The sequence below is a fragment of the Rhodococcus sp. P14 genome (assembly GCF_000256505.1).
Classification (GTDB): domain Bacteria; phylum Actinomycetota; class Actinomycetes; order Mycobacteriales; family Mycobacteriaceae; genus Rhodococcus; species Rhodococcus ruber.
Map to the genome: position 1 here is coordinate 1 of NZ_AJFC01000309.1, position 17,441 is coordinate 17,441.

A 17,441-nucleotide genomic window follows, 5' to 3' on the forward strand; every position below is an offset into this window, starting at 1 on the left:
CGCGGCACGCGAAGCGCACAGCGCTGGCCCCGACCGACACACCGAGAACTGACGTCATGGCGCCGACTATAACGGTTCGGTCACGGGTCGCGCGCACGGAGCAGGCCGAGCTCGGCGCTGCGGACGATCGAGGCAGTCGGTGCGCTCGCCGATCGGTGCCGTGCCCCTTCGGCGTGGCCTTCCGCATCTCGTCGCAGCTCAGGGTGTCGCGGGGAGATCTGGCGAACGCCGACACGGGCACGGTTCGGAGGTCGACGGTGGGCTCGACAGTGAACTCGACGTCCCCTCGCGACCGAAAGTCCGGGACCGGGTGTGCGCATCCTCCGAGACTGTCGACCGCGCCTTCGATCGGTGCCCGGGACCGGGATCGGCCTGGTGTGAGGGCACGTCCCGGGCCGAGGCGGCGGGGCGCCCGCGACGTCGGTGCGACGTGCGGTCGCGACGGTGGTTCGGGCCCCGCGGGCGGGCGCACCACCCGGTTCGGTGCCGGTCCAGTACGGTTTTGGGAATTATGTTGTTTGCAGTGAGTTTCGTGAGCATCACTGCCCGGGACGCGTACGCGGCTCGGTCGGATCAGCCCGCGACGTCGTGCAGATGGTGCTCGACGTCGTGCAGCAGATACTGGCTCAACTGCACAATGGTGAACCTCCGGCCGTCACTGCGCAGGCCGTCGCGCCGCCAGTCCTCGACGCCCTCGATGATCTCGATGATCTCGACGGTCTCGTCGGTACGTAGAGCGATCTGCCGGGCCACGTCGGCGGGATCTGCCGCCCAGAACCGCCGACGGATCGCCTCGGCCTCGCCGTCGTAATCGGCGAACGTCGGAGTGTTGTCGGTGATCATCGCCTGCACTCGTTGTCCGAGGACGACGATGAGGTCACGCGCGTGGGAGGCGTACTCGAGCGCCGACCACACCTTCGGAGCGGGCCGCTCGGCGACGTTCGGCCGCCGCAGCACGGCCTGCCAGCGTGGCACGCAGGATCGCAAGCGTTCACCGGTCGTGGTCGGATCGTGCAGCGTGTACCCGCACTCGGGGCACCCTCCGTCGAGCACGAAGGTCCAGTCACGAGTGTCGGGATCGGCGGGTTCGGGCGCGATGTCCATAGCCCCATGGTGCCGCTGTACGGGCTCTTCCGGATCTGGAGCGCTGTCCCGGCTACCCGGACGGATCGTGCGTGTGGTCGTCGAGTTCCTCTCCGGCCCGCGGGCAGAGAATCCTCACCGGATGAGCAAGCCGCTGCGTTACGAGCTGGAGGGCCTGCGCAGCGCCCGCCGCGGCGACTACCGCATCCTGCTCCGTGTCGACGACGAGCACCGTGTCCTCCTGATCGTCGGCGTCGACCCCGCGCCCACATCTACCGACCCGGAGACCGCTGAGCTGGTCCTGCGGCTGGGCTACGCACGGCTGCAGCGGTCCGTGCAGATCACCCCGGACGTAGCCGTAGCGGTTGCCCGTGTTCGCCGGCGGCGAGGACATGACGCGGGGTTCGCCGAATCGTCGATCGTCCGAGGCTGCAATTCGGTACGAGGATTCCTCTCCGCGCCGGCTGACGTTCACGGATTGCGGTGATCGGTCACGCGTACGGCGGCGCAAGGAACCGGGAAGCACGGTATCCGCGTCGGGCGGCTCTATATGGTGGCGCGCAGGGTGCAGACCACCCCGGCGTGATCACTCAGCTTTCCGGCCTCGTCACTGCCGGCCCAGGTCCGCAGACCGGTGCAGGGCAGGTCGGAGGCAAGGTGATCGATCAACGGTCCGTGCTCGACCTCGCCGCCGGTGTGCAAGGTCCATCGGTCCGTTACTTCGAGCAGCCGCTCGAACACCCGGATGGGTTGGCGTCGCCGGGGGATCCGCTGGTTGAAGTCGCCGGCGACGATCGTGGGGATCCGCGGGTCGAACTGGGCCGCCAGCTTCTCGATCTGGCCGCAGCATTCGAGGTGCTCGGACCAGTTCGTCGCATCCCGGCGCCCGGTGGTCACATGCGCGCTCGCCCACGGGATGCACACCGCCAGCACCCGGATCGGGCCGAGTGGGGCGTCGGCGATCGCGGTCAACACGCGACCGGCCCCGGCCCCGGTGGGCAAGGTAGTGAGGTCGGTGAGCGGCCACCGGGACCACAGCAGCGTCTTGCGGCGCAGCGGATGCGCGGTGGTGTCGTAGCCCCAGTCGGTACCGGCGTCGGCGACATGACCGCCGTCGGGGAGCAGGTCGCGTTGGCCTTCGGTGACGATCAGCAGGTCCGCATCCGCCTCGCGCAGCAGGTGCCGGATGCGCTGTCCGCGGGGGCTGGAGGCGGTGGCCCACATGGTGTTCCAGGTCGCGACGGTCAGTTCGGTGTTCTCCACACCGGCACTGTACGAACAGGCGGCGACACGACCGACAACCCACACGGGTGACGTGTCCCCACCTTCGGAGTCCGAATAGCGTTCGGTCTCGCAGTTACCTTCCGAAGATCGACAGCACTATGGATCAGGGTGACTCGGTAGAGATCGAGCCGGGCAAGGCCTGGGTGCGGGGAGGGTGCGCGATGGTGGCAGTCGGTGCTGTGATGAGGAGGTGATCGATTCTTCTTGCGGGCCGAGCCTGCCCTCCGCTGTCGGTACCGGCACGCGGGAGGGAGAGGGGTGGGAGCAGGCGCTCGCGTCCCGGGTGGTGGTCGAGCGAGCTACGGGTGTGTTGATGGAACGTCATCGCCTGACCGCCGAGGATGCCGGTGGTGTGTTGGTGTCGGCGTCGCGGGAGGCGGGGATGCCGCTGCTGGAGTTGGCGCAGTCGGTGCTCGGTTCGGGCCGGACCGACGAGCCGCCGGTGATCCGGAAGATGTTGGCACGTCCTGGCGAACCCGCCGCGTTGCAGCGCGCGATCGCCTTCATCGACGCTCACGCCGAGTCCCGGATCCGGCTGGCGGACATCGTCGCGGCTGCCGGGATCGGTGCGCGGGCGCTTCAGTACGATTTTCTGCGCCACCATCAGATCACGCCGCTCGGCTACCTGCGCCGGGTGCGGCTGGAACGAGCCCACCGCGATCTGCTGGCTGCGGATCCGGCCGGCGGTGACACCGTGTCCGCGATCGCGGCCCGTTGGGGCTTCGCCAAGACGGGACGTTTCGCCGAGCAGTACCGTGCCGCCTACGGCCGGCTCCCCAGCCAGACCCTGTCCGCGTGACCGACCGCCCTTCGGCGCCGGGGCGGAGCGGCCCCGGATCGGATCGTTCGGGTGCTGGAACGGACCCCGGTATTCGTCGTCGCCGCCGTCGAAAACGAATACACTGACCCCCGGAACGAACAGATGTGGTGGGTGTGTTCCGCCTGGGTGCACCGCAGGTGCGCTCCGGGCGCCGAGTGTGCCGGTGGGGCTCCGAGGGCGGTCCGCCGCCTTCCTGCTCCCTGCGGTGGCCGCGCCCGGTCACAACCGCCGACGGGGCGGGTCGCGCCCTGGCGCAGGGGGCTGGGGACGCCCATGCCCGCCTCCGTCGGCGGTCGGGTCGTTCTCGGCCGAACCCGGGTCGCCTCGCCGGAACTGCGAAGTTCGCCGTCCGTTTTCCCCTATCCGGAGGATCCGTCTCGATCGCTCCCGGCGCCGTCGTTGCGGTCGCCGTCGTCGTGATCGGTGGCGTGGCCGGGGTCGGTTCGTGGGGTGGGGCGGTGCCGGTCCGGGTGGGTGCCGTCCGGGCGGGCCGCCGACGGCGCACAGCCGTCGGTGGCGGCCGACGGTGGCAGGTCGGTGGAATACGGAGCGCGCGGTGGGGCGAGTTCGTCGAGCCGTTCGTTGATCGCGTGGGCGAGGAGGTCGTGCTGCAACGGCGGCAGTGGCAGCAATCCGCTGAGATACGCCTCGATCTCCACCTTGCCGGCCTCACCACCGAGACCGAAATACCGCAACCACAACTGCTCGACACTCAACCCACTGGCCCGTAGCGCCGCCAGGAACCGGTGGCGATCGCTGCCGTCGGGCATACTCCGCATCGGGCGGGGGCGGTGCTCGGGATAGTGTTCCATCGCGCGACTCACGACTGCTCGAAGACAGTAGCGAGGATCGCCGCGGCCACCTCCCGCATCGGGGTGTGCTCACGCTCGGCGGACGCGAGCATCCATCGCAGCGCCTCGTCCGCGCCGAGGTGCTCGCGCAGCATCACGATCCCTTTGGCGGTGGCGATCAGGTCCCGGGTGCGTAGCGCCTCCTTGAGCTGATCGCCGAGTCGCTCGGAGCCGGCGAGGGTGGACGCGTTTGCCAACAGCAGAGCGACCTGGGCGGCGAACCGCCGCAGTAGATCCTCGCTGGCGCCGGTGTAGGCATGCGGACGCGCCGAATACACCTTGATCGCACCGAGCGTGCGGTCGGCCGAGACCAACGGGGCGCTGAGCACGGCACCCATTCCGGCTCGCGCGGCCAGTGCCGACCACCGCGGCCATCGCGATTCGGTCGCCAGATCGTCGACCCGCACCATGACCCGGTCCCGCAGCGCAGTCAGGCACGGTCCTTCCCCGAGTTCGTACTGCAGCGCATCGAGCCGCTCGACCACCGGATCGGTCGCCGCCGTCGTGGTCTCGGCGCCGTCTCCGGCGAGCAGCGTGATGCCGGCCCCGACCGAACCGGGCAGGGTGTCCTTGGTCAGCGAGGTGGTCAACTCCACCACACTCGAGAGGGTCTGTTCCGACAGCGCCAGCCCCGACATTCCCGCATAGACCGCGGCCAGGGCGTCCGACTCCGGCTTTCGTGGAGGCGTCATCGCGTGCCTCCTTCGGCCGGTTCCCGCGGCCGCCGCTGCGACCCGCTCACCTCGAACCTACCCGTCTCGGTGCGTCGATGCGATGCTTGCCCGCCTCGGTCACCGCCGGCTCGGATCCGGTGCCGACTCGCGCGCCTGTCCGCCTGCGCGCGGACATCCACTCCCAGGGTGTGCCGAAAAACGAATATGCTTACCCGAAAGCGAAGTCGTGCGGTGGTCGACCTGTTCGCCGACGGTTTCACTCAGCCGGGGATCTACTGTGCCAGAGACCGCGAGGACCGCTATGCACCGGCATCCGCTCGATCCGTCGATCACTTCCACCGTCTGCTGGTATCGGCAAGCTCCGGCCACCGCCGCAGAGATCACCTCGCTGCGCCGCGCCCTGGCCGGCTGGCTCGCCCGCATCGGTGTCGACGACCGATGCCGCCAGGACGTCGTCGCCGCGGTGTACGAGGCGTTGGCCAATGTCGTCGAACACGCCTACCCCGGCCGGGACGCCGGCGTCCACGGTGGGGTGGTGGAGGTGGATGCGACCTTCGTCGCCCACGAGCAGGACCTGGAGATCACCGTCGCCGACCACGGCCGGTGGCGAGCCGGGATGCGCGCGTCTCACACCGGGTCTCGGGGCCGGGGGCTGGAGCTGATCGCGGCGCTCACCACCCACACCCGGGTGAGTACCGCCGGAACCGGCACCACGGTCACCATGTCCTGGCAGGCGGACCTGCCGGTCTGACTGCGGCGCAGGCTCGGTACGGACTGCCTCCGAGCGACGGGTCGTCGAAAATACCGCCCAACCGGTTGTTCACGCGCGTATGGTCCCCTTGTGGGGGAGACATTGTGGCCGGTCGACACGGATTCCGTGTCCGTGCCCGGGTATCGGTGCCCGGCGTGTGGGGCCGACGCTGTCGCCGTGGCCGAGGTGATGTCGTTTGCGGACGGCTCCCGCCGCGACATCGGCGTCGTGGGGTTCTGCGCCCGCGGGTGCGGCTGGGGAGGGCGACTCGGATAACGACATCCCCGCGACGCACGAGCCGGGCACGGGAAGGGCGGTCTGCAGGTCCGGGGCGGCGACAGGATCGAGCCTGCGCGCAGCTCGCGCCGTCGAGTCGTGTCAGGCGAATCCCTCACAGTGCTGTCATGCACTCGGTATGATCTCTCACAGCCACCGTCACCCCCCTGCACGGTGGCCCAGACCCCGCCGGAGTTGCCCCAAGCTCTCTCCGGCGGGGTTTGTCGTCCCACGAACTCCGTCCTCTTCACGGCTCTGCTGCCGCATCCGACACGCCGGCCGGTCCGGGGGCCGCGCGTGCACGACTCGACCCCCGCCTCCGCGACGTCGCCGACGGTTCGATACCTCGGTGCGCCGACCGCGCGGCACAGGTGTGCAGAGGACCAGCCCGCCCTGTGACAAGGGCCACGCTGCACGGTAGGTTGGTGTAACCGCCAGAACTACTCACCAGTAGGGGTTCGACATGCCAGCTCCCAGCGCTGCCACCTTCGCTCGGTTGGCCGAGCTCATCGCCATCCCGGACGCGGCGAGCCGTCCCACCCGCTCGGTCGTGGAAGCTTTCACCGGTCGTGAACTCGCGACGGTCCCGGTCGGCACCGCCGACGACGCCAGAGCCGCCCTCGAGCGTGCCCGCGTCGCGCAGGCCGACTGGGCGCGCCGCTCCGTCGAGCAACGCGCCGAGATCTTCCACCGCTACCACGACCTCGTGCTGGCGCACCGCGAAGAGCTGATGGACATGGCCCAGGCCGAGACCGGCAAGGCTCGCGCCTCGGCGCAGGAAGAGGTCCTCGACATCGCCCTGACCGCGCGCTACTACGCGCGGACCGCTCCCAAGCTGCTGCGTCCGCGCCGCGCCACGGGCATGCTGCCCGGCCTGACGAGGACCACCGTGCACTACCACCCGAAGGGGGTCGTGGGGGTCATCGCGCCGTGGAACTACCCGATGACCCTCGCGGTCTCCGACGCGATCGCCGCACTGCTCGCCGGCAACGCCGTCGTCCTCAAGCCCGACAGCCAGACCCCCTACTGCGCGCTGGCCGTCGTCGAACTGCTCTACCGGGCCGGCCTGCCGCGCGACCTGTTCGCCGTCGTGCCCGGACCCGGCTCCGTCGTGGGCACCGCCCTCGTCGAGAACGCCGACTACCTGATGTTCACCGGCTCCTCGCAGACCGGCAGCCTCCTCGCCGAGCAGGCGGGCCGTCGCCTGATCGGGTTCTCCGCCGAGCTCGGTGGCAAGAACCCGATGATCGTCACCGCCGGGGCGAATCTGCGTGAGGTCACCGACGCCGCCGTGCGGGCGTGCTTCTCCAACTCCGGGCAGCTGTGCATCTCCATCGAACGGATCTACGTCGAGAAGTCCGTCGCCCCCGAATTCATCCGCATGCTCGGCGAGCGGGTGCGGAACATGACGCTCGGCCCGGGCTACGAGTACGGCGTCGAAATGGGCAGCATGGTCAACGAGACCCAGGTCAAGGCCGTCTCCGGACATGTCGACGACGCGGTCGCCAAGGGCGCCACCGTCGTGGCCGGCGGCAAGGCCCGGCCCGACCTCGGCCCGCTGTTCTACGAGCCGACGGTGCTCACCGACGTTCCCGAGGACGCCGAGTGCTACCGGGAGGAGACGTTCGGTCCGCTCGTGTCGGTGTACCCGGTGGACAACGTCGAGGAGGCGATCCGCCGCGCCAACGACACCGAGTACGGGCTCAACGCCAGCGTGTGGGCGGGCACCAAGGCGCAGGGCGAGGCGATCGCGGCGCGGGTGCGGGCCGGCACCGTCAACGTCGACGAGGGCTACGCGCCCGCATGGGGCAGCACCGACGCACCGATGGGCGGCATGGGCATCTCGGGCATGGGCCGGCGCCACGGCGCGGAGGGCCTGATCAAGTACACCGAGCCGCAGACGATCGCGACGACCCGGGTGATGAATCTCGGTGGACCCCGCGGGGTTCCGCCGAAGCTGTGGTCGAAGGTGATGCCGCCGTTCGTCAAGGCGATGCAGTGGCTGCCGGGTCGGTGACCCGCGGCATTTCGCCGAGCCGGACACGAACGGTGCGACGAACGGGATAATCCTGGTGTGGGCGATCGCCAGGTGCTGCACGGTGCGACGGCGAATCTCCGCGTCCAGCGGCGCCGTCTGCTCGCGTGGTACCTGGCGATCAGCACCGGGCTCGTCGCAGTAGGAATCGTTGCGGCCCTGCTCGATCCAGCGGTCGCGCGATCCGGCAGCTTCGCCGGCATGGCCTCGGCGCTGGCGTTGGGCATCGCCGGGCTGGTGATCCTGCGGTGGACGCCACGGCGTCTGGGGCGCACCCCCATCGTCGCCGCCACCGCGTGCGCGGTCGCCGCGATGCCGGCGGTGATCGCGTTCCACGTCGACCCCTCCCGCATCCTCATCAGCGTCATGGGCTCGATGTTCCTGTCGATGTATCTCGCGGCGTTCTGGCCGCCGCGGCAGGCCGTCCTGTGGATCGGGACGCTCACCGCCGCCACCCTCGGCGCCGCGGCCCTGGCCCCGACGCGCCTGCTGTGGGTCGGTTACGTGGTCGTCGCCGCGGCGCTGCTCGGCTCCGGTGCGATCTTCGGGGCCGTCGGGCGCCTGCTGGTGAACGCGGCGACCCGAGATCCGCTCACCGGGCTGCGCAACCGCGCCGGCCTCGACCTCGAACTGCGATCGCGGCCGCGCGACCGCGGCGCCTGGGTCTGCCTCGGTCTGCTCGACGTCGACGGGTTCAAGGCGTTCAACGACGAGCACGGGCATCCCGCGGGAGACGCCCTGCTCCGCGACGCCGCCGAGGCGTGGGCGCAGCAGGTGCCGCGCGGCGGGATCCTGGCCCGCCTCGGCGGCGACGAATTCCTCGTCGTCCTCCCGGACACGGACGAGGAGGAAGGGCGCGCGGTGCTCGAGGGCCTGGCCCGCGCGAATCCCGTGCCGGTCAGCTTCGGGGTCGCAGCCGGCGTCGTCAGCGACCCCATGGACCTGTACCACGACGCCGACATGGACCTGTATCGGGCGAAGGCCGCGGCCTGGGCTCAACTGCCGGACCGGCTGGCCCCGTTGCCCCTGCCGGATGTCCTCGATCTGCTGCCCGTCCCCATCCTCGCCGTGCGCGACGGCGGGACCGTCGCCTACGTCAATCCGTGCTTCGCCACGCTGTTCGGCGTCGACGCCCGGAACGTGGAGAACCGGCCGCTGCACGAGGTCCTCACCGGCGGCACCTGGCCCGACAGGTCTGTCACCGTCCGCTCGCTGCACGACCGGACCGGGCAGCTGTGCGAGTTCGGCCGGCCGGACGGGACCGTGGTGCAGGCGACGGTCGGCGCCGCCCGGATCCGGTGGGAGAACACCCTGGCGACGCTGGTGGTGCTCGGCGACGTCACCGAACAGCCCAGTTACGTGTCCCGGTGACCGCCGCTCGGTGACCGCGCGGATCCGGTTCGGCGACTACCCTTTCAGGTGTGCCGCGCACGGTGACGCTGTTCCTCGCCGGGGACGTGATGACCGGCCGGGGCGTGGACCAGATCCTCCCGCATCCCGGAGGGCCGAGGTTGCGGGAGTCCTACGCGCAGGACGCCCGGGACTACGTCGAGCTCGCCGAGACCCGCAGCGGGGTGATCCCGCGGCCGGCGGGCTTCGACTGGCCGTGGGGCGTCGCGCTGCCGGTGCTCGACGAATGCGCCCCGGACGTGCGGGTCGTCAACCTGGAGACGTCCGTGACCACGTCGCGGGACTACGCCCCGGACAAGGGCATCCACTACCGGATGAACCCGGCGAACGTCGGGGTGATCACCGTCGCGCGGGTCGACGTGTGCACGCTCGCCAACAATCACGTGCTCGACTTCGGTGTCCGTGGTCTGCGCGAGACCGTCGAGGTCCTCACGGCGGCGGGACTGCGGCTCGCCGGTGCGGGCGACGACGACCGGGCGGCGTGGCGGCCGGCGACGGTCGCCGCCGGATCGCCCCGGGTGCGGGTGTGGTCGGTCGGTGCGGTGTCGAGCGGGATCACCCCGTCGTGGGCCGCCACGCCGACGCGGCCGGGAGTGGCCCTGCTGCCGGTGTCGGAGGCGGGCGCCGACGAGCTGCTCGCCCGGATCGACGCCGACCGCGGGGCCGGCGACGTGGTGGTGGTGTCGGTGCACTGGGGTTCCAACTGGGGCTACGCCGTGCCGGACGCGCACGTGCGGTTCGCGCACCGGCTGATCGACGGCGGCGTCGGCGTGGTGCACGGGCACTCGTCCCATCACCCGCGCCCGCTGGAGATCTACCGCGGCAAGCCCGTGCTGTACGGGTGCGGCGACCTGATCAACGACTACGAGGGCATCGGCGGTTACGAGCGCTTCCACGACGAGCTGCGGCTGCTGTACCTCGTCACCCTCGACGCGGACACGGGGGAGCTGCAGGAGGTGCGGATGCTGCCGGTGCAGGCGCGGCGGATGCGGCTCGAGCACGTCACGCAGTCGCAGCAGCGGTGGTTGCGCGCGACGCTCGCGGAGGCGTCGGTCGGCTTCGGCACCCGCCTGCAGGCCGGGGACGACGATCCGTGGATCCGGATCGCCCGCTGAGGCCGCGTGGTCAGCCGCCGGGACGCGGCACGGGCACACCGTCGACGACCAGGTCCACCTTCTCGTCGTAGAACGCGACGTGGCCGGCGATCGGTGCGACGGCGGGAAGGGGATCCGGGTACGACCACGCGAGGTTCTCGGCCCCCGGTGGTCCGGTGAAACTCCAGTACCGGGCCGTGCCCTTGTAGGGGCACTCGGTGTGCAGGTCCGTCTCCTCGAGCACCGAGAAGTCGACGTCCGCGGACGGGAGGTAGTACCGCACGGGCAGCCGGGTTTCGAACAGCAGCACGGGCTTGCGGGTCTCGGCGACGACCGCGCCGGCGATCGACACCTGCACGTGCCGGCTGCTGGGCAGCGCCTCGACGCGGTGGTACGGGTTGCGGAGACGAACGGAGATTTCCGGGTCCTCCTCGTGTCGGGTGCCTCGACCCGACGGTACCCCGACAGTCCCTGCGCCGGGGCCCGGATCACCCGGCGGACACGCGCTCGTCGTCGCGCGTGACGGCGTAGACGTCCGGGTCGAACGCCGACACCCGGCGCCGGAGCGCGGCCGACGACCACGGCCAGTTGAAGCTGTTGCGGCCGTTGACGTCGAAGAAGTAGCTGCGGCATCCGCCGGAGTTGTAGACGGTGCCCGGAAGGGCGGCCTGAACCTCGTCGTCGAAGGCGTCCTGGGCCTCCCGGCGCACCTCGAGGGTGCGCCAGCCGCGGCGCAGGGCCGTGTCGATGGCCGTCACGACGTGGTCGAGCTGGGCTTCGAGGATGAGGAAGGCCGAGGTGTGGCCGGTGCCCAGGCTCGGTCCGAGCAGGACGAACGCGTTGGGGAAGCCCGCGACGGACGAGCCGAGGTACGCCCGGGGGCTGCCCTGCCAGTGCTCGTCGAGACTGCGGCCCCGCCCGTCGAACACCCGGCCCGCGATGGGCATGTCGAGGATGTGGAAGCCGGTGCCGAAGACGATCGCGTCGACCTCGGCTTCGCTGCCGTCCCCGGCGATCACGGTGGAGCCGCGGACCTCCTGCACCGCCGCGGGGTGGACCTCGACGTTGGGCCGCGTCAGGGCGGGGTAGTAGGTGTTCGACATGAGCAGCCGCTTGCAGCCGAGGGTGTAGTCGGGGGTCAGGGCCCGGCGCAGCCGCGGGTCGCGCACCTGCGCGCGGAGCTGCGCCCGGCCGATCCACTGCAGCCGACGCATGAGCCACGGGTGCCGGAAGCCGAGGCCGAGGGCCTCCATCAGGCCGTATTCGATCGCCTCGACCAGCCGTCGCGCACCCGGGAGACGGGTGAGCAGCCGGCGTTCGGCCGCGGACAGGTGCCGGTCGGGTTTGGGCAGCACCCACTGCGCCGTCCGCTGGTACAGGTGCAGGCGTGCGACGTCGGGAGCGATCTCGGGGACGAACTGGACCGCCGAGGCGCCGGTGCCGACGACGGCGACCCGTTTGCCGCGCAGGTCGTAGTCGTGGTTCCAGCGCGCGGAGTGGAACACCTCGCCGGGGAACCGGTCGAGACCGGGGATCTCGGGCACGAGCGGTTCGTTCCACGGCCCCGCGGCGGCGACGAGGAAACGCGCCCGGACGGTGCCGGCGGTGGTGGCGAGCGTCCAGCGGGCGTCGACGTCGTCCCAGTCCGCCCTCAGCACCTCGACGCCGAACCGGACGTGGGACGTCACGCCCTGTGCGGCGGCGGTGTGCTCGATGTAGCCGCGGATCTCCGGCTGCCCGGCGAACAGGCGGCTCCAGTCGCGGTTCCGCGCGAACGAGTACGAGTACAGCAGCGACGGCACGTCGCACGCGGAGCCCGGGTAGGTGTTGGCGCGCCACGTCCCGCCGAGACTGTCGGCCTTCTCGAGGACGACGACGTCGGTGATGCCGCGCCGTCGCAGGGCGATCGCCGCGCCGATGCCGGAGATCCCGGCACCGATCACCACCACCCGGTGTTCGTCCATCGTGTCGCCTCTCGTCTGCGTCCAATCCGAATACCGCCGGTATTCGAATAACCACAGTATCCGAGTTCGGGCCGCTCCGGTACCGTCGAGTCGTGGCACGACAGACCCGGCAGCAGACCCAGGCACGCACGCGCGAGGAGCTGCTCGCCACGGCCACCGAGCACTTCCTCGACCGCGGTTACGCCGCGGCGTCGCTCGAGCAGATCGCCGAGGACGCCGGCTATTCCAAGGGCGCGGTGTACTCCAACTTCCGCAACAAGGACGAGTTGTGTTTCGCGGTGCTCGACCGGATCCGGGCCGAGCGCATGGGGGAGATCGCCGCGACGCTCGAGGCCGGTGCGTCGCTCGACGACGTGGTGGCCGCCTTCGGCGCCTGGGCCGAGCGCACCATCGGCGACCGGCGCTGGACCCTGCTCGAGATCGAATTCTCGGTGCGCTCGCGGCACGACGAGGAGATCCGCTCCCGCATCGCGGCCGGGGCCGCCGGGGTGCGGACCCTGATCGCCGAACTGATTCGGTCGCTCGCCGCACGGTTCGGCCTCGAACCGGCGATCGAGCCCGAGCAGGCGGCGACGATGCTGCTCGGGCTCGGCATCGGCCTCGGCCTGCAGCGCGCGATCACCCCCGACCTGCCGGCCGCGGCCCTCACCGGCGCCGTGCGGGCAGTGCTGGGAGTGGGACGGTGAACGGTTCGATCCGTTACCGGGCCTGGTAGGTCAGGCAGTTGGCGGCGTGCTCGCCGCTGCCGCTGCCGCCGACCCGGATCTCGCTCGCGGTGCACTCGAGATCCTGGTTGTGCATGCAGTCCGCGCGCTGGCAGGCGCCGACCATGCTGGTGACGGTGTCCAGGCCGCCCTTCGTCGACAGCGGGATGAACGTCTCGCAGTCGGCGCTGCCGTTGTGGCCGGCGACGTTGATGGCGTAGGCGTGGCAGCCGTCGTGGTTGTAGGAGCAGGTGCTGACGCTGCACTCGGTGACGTGCGGCATTTCCATCGTGGTCATGATCGAACCTTCCCGAAGGGGGGTGTCCACTGAGGGCTGCCCACCATGCTAGTGCCGCACCGTGCCTCCGAACAGGGTGCTCGGACAACGGATGTCGTTGATACGCCGCCTATTTCGGGCACGCCGATGTTGCGCAATACCTGTCGGGTCGCGTCGTGCCCCGGCTCGGGTCCCGGTCGCCGGGCGCCCCACGTCCGTTGACATTGACGTCAATGTCCACGCATGCTGTGCGGGTGACCACGAGCGAAGCCCAGGAGCGGGCCCGATCCGCGCGCCGCGACAGCGACGGACCGCGTCGGCGGGAACTGCTCGACGCCGCCCGCGACTGCTTCGGTGAACTCGGCTACGAGCGCACCACCGTCGCGGTGATCACCGAACGCGCCGCCGTCTCCCGCGCCACCTTCTACGCCTACTTCTCCTCCAAGGAGGAGGTGTTCCGCGCCCTCGCCACCCTCGTGTGCCGGCAGTTCCTCGACGCCCAGCACGTGGAGGGACCGACGGTGGACGATCTGCGGGAGGTGCTGCGCACGACGACCCGGGCTTCCATCGAATCCATGTACGCCAACGGCCGCATTCTCGAGCTGATCGAGCACCGTGCCCGCCTCGACGACGAGGTGGGCAAGGAATGGGTGAGCGTGCGCGAGCGGCTCGTCGGGCGCTACGTCCGCTTCGTCGAGCGTATCGACGCCACCGGCGACGTCACGCTCAGCGCGCATCCCGAACGGATCGCGCGCACCCTCGTCGACGCCCAGCGCGTCGGCGCGGTGCGCCTGCTCGACGCCCCGAGACAGGAACAGCTCTCCTACATCGACGACATGATCGCGATGTCCGAACGGCTCATCGGCTTCCGCTGACCGGCCCCGACCGACAGGACCCCCGACACCCATGCTGCTCGTAGCCAACCGCGGCGAGATCGCGCTGCGCGTCGTCCGTTCCGCCACCGAACTCGGCATCGACACCGTCGCCGTGTATGCCGAGGACGACGCCGACAGTCCCCACGTCGCAGCCGCAACCCGCGCCGTCGCGCTGACCGGCGCCGGGCCGGCCGCCTACCTCGACGGCGCCGCCCTGCTGCGCGCCGCCACCGAGACCGGCTGCACCCTCGTCCACCCCGGATACGGATTCCTCAGCGAGAACGCCGAATTCGCCGAGTCCTGCGCCGCGGCCGGGGTGACGTTCGTCGGACCCGACCCGCAGGTGCTGCGGGTCTTCGGCGACAAGGCCGCCGCCCGCCGCGCCGCCGTCGCCGCCCGGGTGCCCGTGCTGCCCGCCACCGACGGGGGCGTCACCGTCGGCGCGGCCCGCGACTTCCTCGCCGCCCACCCCGGCGGCATCGTCCTCAAGGCCCTCGCCGGCGGCGGCGGCCGCGGCATGCGGGTGGTGCGCGACGTAGCGACCCTCGACGACGCCTTCCGCGCGTGTACCACGGAGGCGGAACACGGTTTCGGCCACGGCGCGTTGTTCGCCGAGGCCCTGTGCGACCGGGCCCGGCACATCGAGGTGCAGATCGTCGCCGCGGCCGACGACGCGGGCGGGGTGCGGGCCCTCGCGCTCGGCGACCGGGACTGCAGCGTGCAGCGGCGCCACCAGAAACTGGTGGAAGTCGCTCCCGCGCAACGGCTCGACGCGACCGTGCGACGCGCGCTGCACGAGGCCGCGGCCCGGCTCTGCGCGTCGGTAGGGTACCGCGGCCTCGCCACCGTCGAGTTCCTCGTCGCCGGCGATCAGGCGGTGTTCCTCGAGGTGAACCCGCGAATTCAGGTGGAGCACACGGTGACCGAGGAGGTCACCGGAATCGACCTCGTCGCGACGCAGGTGGCGATCGCCCGCGGTGCCCGGTTCGGCGAACTCGGCCTGCCCGGCGGCGTCACCGCCGACGGCGCCGGGGTGCGCGGCGAGCCCGCCGCCGCACAGGGCATTGCCGTCCAGGCCCGCGTCAACACCGAGACCATGCGCCCGGACGGGCGGGCCGTACCCGCGTCCGGCACGCTCACCGCGTTCACCCCGCCCACCGGCCCGGGCATCCGCGTCGACACCTACGGCCGTCCCGGGCTGACGACCAGCCCGCGCTACGACTCGTTGCTGGCCAAGGTGATCACCCACACCCGCATCGACGACTTCGCCGCGGCGCTGCGCAAGACGGACGCCGCACTCGGGGACCTGCTCGTCGCCGGGGTCGCCACCAACACCGATTTCCTGCAGAACATTCTGCGCGACAAGGACTTCGCCGCCTGCGACGTGCACACGTCGTGGCTGGACGAGCGGATCGCCGACCTCGCCGTCGCCGGCCCCGACGACGCACCCGTCGTCGCACCGGAACTGCACGCCGGGGAGGAGGCGGTGCGTGCCGACATGGTCGGCACCGTCGTCGAGACCGCCGCCGACGGCGACGCGCTCACCGCGGGCGCCCCCGTCGTCGTGCTCGAGGCGATGAAGATGCAGCACGTGGTGTCCGCGTCCGGACCCGCCACCGTGGTGCGGCTGCTGGTGCGGCCCGGACAGACCGTGCAACCGGGGGAGGTGCTCGCTGTGGTGCGCGCCGGGTCCGGCGACGCGGCCACCGGCGACGGGGACGCGCGGGACCTCGACGCCGTACGCGACGACCTCGCCGAGATCCGGGACCGGCACGAGCGCACCCTCGACGCCGCCCGCCCCGACGCCGTGGCCAAACGGCACCGGATCGGCCGCCGCACCGCGCGGGAGAACATCGCCGACCTCGTCGACGACGGCACCTTCGTCGAGTACGGGCCGCTCGTGCTCGCCGCGCAGCGCAGCCGGCGCAGCGAAGAGGACCTGATCGCCAACACCCCCGCCGACGGCCTCGTCGGCGGTCTCGCCCGCATCGACGGCGCCGAATCGGTGGTGCTCTCCTACGACTACACCGTCCTCGCCGGCACGCAGGGCATGCGCAACCACGCCAAGACCGACCGGCTGCTCGAGCTCGCCGCACGACGCGAGGTGCCGCTCGTGCTGTTCGCCGAGGGCGGCGGCGGACGCCCCGGCGACGTCGACGCCGGACCCGGCCAGGGCCTGGAACTGTCGACGTTCCGGGCGATGGCCGCCCTGCGCGGGCGCGTGCCGACGATCGCGGTGGTCTCCGGTCGGTGCTTCGCCGGCAACGCCGCCCTCGCCGGCGTGTGCGACGTGCTGATCGCCACCCCCGAGGCCAACATCGGCATGGGCGGGCCCGCGATGGTCGAAGGGGGCGGCCTCGGCGTCTTCCGGCCCGAGGACATCGGCCCGGTCGACGTGCAGCGCCGCAACGGCGTCGTACACCTCGCCGCGCGCGACGAGGCGCACGCCGTCGAACTGGCCCGGCACTACCTCGGCTACTTCACCACCGCGGCGGACGACTGGCAGGCCCCCGATCCGCGGCTCGCGCGGCACGCGGTTCCGGAGAACCGGTTGCGCGCCTACGACGTGCGCGCCGCGATCGACGCGGTCGCCGACGTCGGCTCGGTGCTCGAACTGCGCGGCGACTACGGCGTCGGCATCGTCACCGCCCTGATCCGCGTCGAGGGTGCGGCGTACGGGGTGCTCGCCAACAGCAGCCACCACCTCGGCGGCGCGATCGACGCCGAGGCCGCCGACAAGGCCGCCGACTTCCTCGAACTGTGCCAGGCGCACCGCCTGCCCGTCGTGAGCCTCTGCGACACACCGGGATTCATGGTCGGGCCCGAGTCGGAGAAGGAGGCCACGGTCCGCCGGTTCGGCCGGCTGTTCGTCGCCGGTGCGCGCCTGACCGTCCCGTTCGGCACGATCATCCTGCGCAAGGGCTACGGTCTCGGCGCCATGGCGATGGCCGGCGGCTCCTTCCACGCCCCCGAGTTCACGGTGGCATGGCCCACCGGCGAGATCGGCGGCATGGGACTCGAGGGCGCGGTGCGGCTCGGCTTCCGCAAGGAACTCGAGGCCGCACCCGATCAGGCCGCGCGCGACGAACTGTTCGCGCAGCTCGTCGCCGCCGCCTACCAGCACGGCAAGGCGTTGCAGGCCGCGACGATCTTCGAGCTCGACGACGTCATCGATCCCGGCGACACTCGGGCCTGGGTGTCGCGGCTGCGCATGTCCTGAGCCGGGCTGGGGTACCCGTCCGGCACCGACGTGAGGAGGTGGCGGTGAGCAGGCAACCGGGAGCCGAGGAGTTCGTGCCGGACAGCACCGATCTGGCCGAGCTCGCCGCCGCGGCGGGCGGCT

General features: G+C 71.4%; 15 protein-coding genes and 1 pseudogene. 9 read left to right on the forward strand and 7 right to left on the reverse strand.

The window, feature by feature from the left end; translation table 11 throughout:
* Positions 1 to 573 precede the first annotated feature (573 nt).
* A complete protein-coding gene (locus tag OEY_RS0122035) occupies positions 574 to 1,104 on the reverse strand; it encodes a hypothetical protein (protein WP_010595932.1) in 531 nt (176 codons plus the stop codon).
* Between OEY_RS0122035 and OEY_RS28830 the strand changes: the two are divergent.
* Positions 1,097 to 1,377, forward strand: a pseudogene (locus tag OEY_RS28830) (type II toxin-antitoxin system RelE family toxin). The gene OEY_RS0122035 and the pseudogene OEY_RS28830 sit on opposite strands and share 8 nt — an antisense overlap.
* A 252-nt stretch (positions 1,378 to 1,629) precedes the next feature.
* On the opposite strand, the gene OEY_RS0122045 reads toward OEY_RS28830, so the two are convergent.
* Positions 1,630 to 2,346 carry an endonuclease/exonuclease/phosphatase family protein gene (locus OEY_RS0122045; RefSeq protein ID WP_051009399.1) on the reverse strand — a complete coding sequence of 239 codons (717 nt, stop codon included), beginning with the start codon at positions 2,344 to 2,346 and terminating at the stop codon, positions 1,630 to 1,632.
* A 175-nt stretch (positions 2,347 to 2,521) separates the two neighbouring features.
* On the opposite strand from OEY_RS0122045, the gene OEY_RS0122050 reads away from it, so the two are divergent.
* Complete coding sequence (locus OEY_RS0122050) at positions 2,522 to 3,166, forward strand: helix-turn-helix domain-containing protein (RefSeq protein WP_228287143.1); 645 nt, start codon at positions 2,522 to 2,524, stop codon at positions 3,164 to 3,166.
* Between the two features lie 380 nt (positions 3,167 to 3,546).
* Here OEY_RS0122050 and OEY_RS0122055 read toward each other — a convergent pair whose 3' ends face one another.
* Positions 3,547 to 3,957, reverse strand: coding sequence for a hypothetical protein (locus OEY_RS0122055; RefSeq protein WP_234420151.1), 411 nt, complete (start codon positions 3,955 to 3,957; stop codon positions 3,547 to 3,549).
* Between the two features lie 50 nt (positions 3,958 to 4,007).
* Positions 4,008 to 4,730, reverse strand: a complete 723-nt coding sequence (locus OEY_RS0122060) for a GAF and ANTAR domain-containing protein (RefSeq protein WP_010595937.1) — start codon at positions 4,728 to 4,730, stop codon at positions 4,008 to 4,010.
* A 283-nt stretch (positions 4,731 to 5,013) separates the two neighbouring features.
* Between OEY_RS0122060 and OEY_RS0122065 the strand changes: the two genes are divergently transcribed.
* The 4 genes from OEY_RS0122065 to OEY_RS0122085 all read left to right on the forward strand — a co-directional run bounded on the left by OEY_RS0122065 (position 5,014) and on the right by OEY_RS0122085 (position 10,299).
* Positions 5,014 to 5,463 (forward strand): ATP-binding protein, encoded by a 450-nt coding sequence (locus OEY_RS0122065; RefSeq protein ID WP_010595938.1) that lies wholly within the window; start codon positions 5,014 to 5,016, stop codon positions 5,461 to 5,463.
* A 739-nt stretch (positions 5,464 to 6,202) separates the two neighbouring features.
* Positions 6,203 to 7,756 (forward strand): succinic semialdehyde dehydrogenase, encoded by a 1,554-nt coding sequence (locus tag OEY_RS0122075; RefSeq protein ID WP_010595939.1) that lies wholly within the window; start codon positions 6,203 to 6,205, stop codon positions 7,754 to 7,756.
* A gap of 57 nt (positions 7,757 to 7,813) precedes the next feature.
* Positions 7,814 to 9,145, forward strand: coding sequence for a GGDEF domain-containing protein (locus OEY_RS0122080; RefSeq protein WP_010595940.1), 1,332 nt, complete (start codon positions 7,814 to 7,816; stop codon positions 9,143 to 9,145).
* Positions 9,146 to 9,195: 50 nt separating this feature from the next.
* Complete coding sequence (locus tag OEY_RS0122085; protein ID WP_029540162.1) at positions 9,196 to 10,299, forward strand: CapA family protein; 1,104 nt, start codon at positions 9,196 to 9,198, stop codon at positions 10,297 to 10,299.
* 10 nt (positions 10,300 to 10,309) lie between these two features.
* Here OEY_RS0122085 and OEY_RS0122090 read toward each other — a convergent pair whose 3' ends face one another.
* Together OEY_RS0122090 and OEY_RS0122095 are read right to left on the reverse strand one after the other, a co-directional pair.
* Complete coding sequence (locus OEY_RS0122090; RefSeq protein ID WP_010595942.1) at positions 10,310 to 10,636, reverse strand: DUF427 domain-containing protein; 327 nt, start codon at positions 10,634 to 10,636, stop codon at positions 10,310 to 10,312.
* 130 nt (positions 10,637 to 10,766) lie between these two features.
* Entirely contained in the window at positions 10,767 to 12,242 is a 1,476-nt protein-coding gene (locus tag OEY_RS0122095) for a flavin-containing monooxygenase (RefSeq protein WP_010595943.1), read from the reverse strand.
* A 92-nt stretch (positions 12,243 to 12,334) separates the two neighbouring features.
* Here OEY_RS0122095 and OEY_RS0122100 point away from each other — a divergent pair, with 92 nt between their 5' ends.
* A complete protein-coding gene (locus tag OEY_RS0122100; protein WP_010595944.1) occupies positions 12,335 to 12,928 on the forward strand; it encodes a TetR/AcrR family transcriptional regulator in 594 nt (197 codons plus the stop codon).
* 13 nt (positions 12,929 to 12,941) lie between these two features.
* On the opposite strand, the gene OEY_RS0122105 is transcribed toward OEY_RS0122100, so the two are convergent.
* Positions 12,942 to 13,244 (reverse strand): DUF1540 domain-containing protein, encoded by a 303-nt coding sequence (locus OEY_RS0122105; RefSeq protein WP_010595945.1) that lies wholly within the window; start codon positions 13,242 to 13,244, stop codon positions 12,942 to 12,944.
* Between the two features lie 227 nt (positions 13,245 to 13,471).
* Here OEY_RS0122105 and OEY_RS0122110 point away from each other — a divergent pair, with 227 nt between their 5' ends.
* Positions 13,472 to 14,098, forward strand: coding sequence for a TetR/AcrR family transcriptional regulator (locus OEY_RS0122110; RefSeq protein WP_010595946.1), 627 nt, complete (start codon positions 13,472 to 13,474; stop codon positions 14,096 to 14,098).
* 31 nt (positions 14,099 to 14,129) lie between these two features.
* On the forward strand, positions 14,130 to 17,318 hold the full coding sequence (locus tag OEY_RS0122115; RefSeq protein ID WP_010595947.1) for an acetyl-CoA carboxylase family protein: 3,189 nt from the start codon (positions 14,130 to 14,132) through the stop codon (positions 17,316 to 17,318).
* The last annotated feature ends 123 nt before the right edge of the window (positions 17,319 to 17,441 follow it).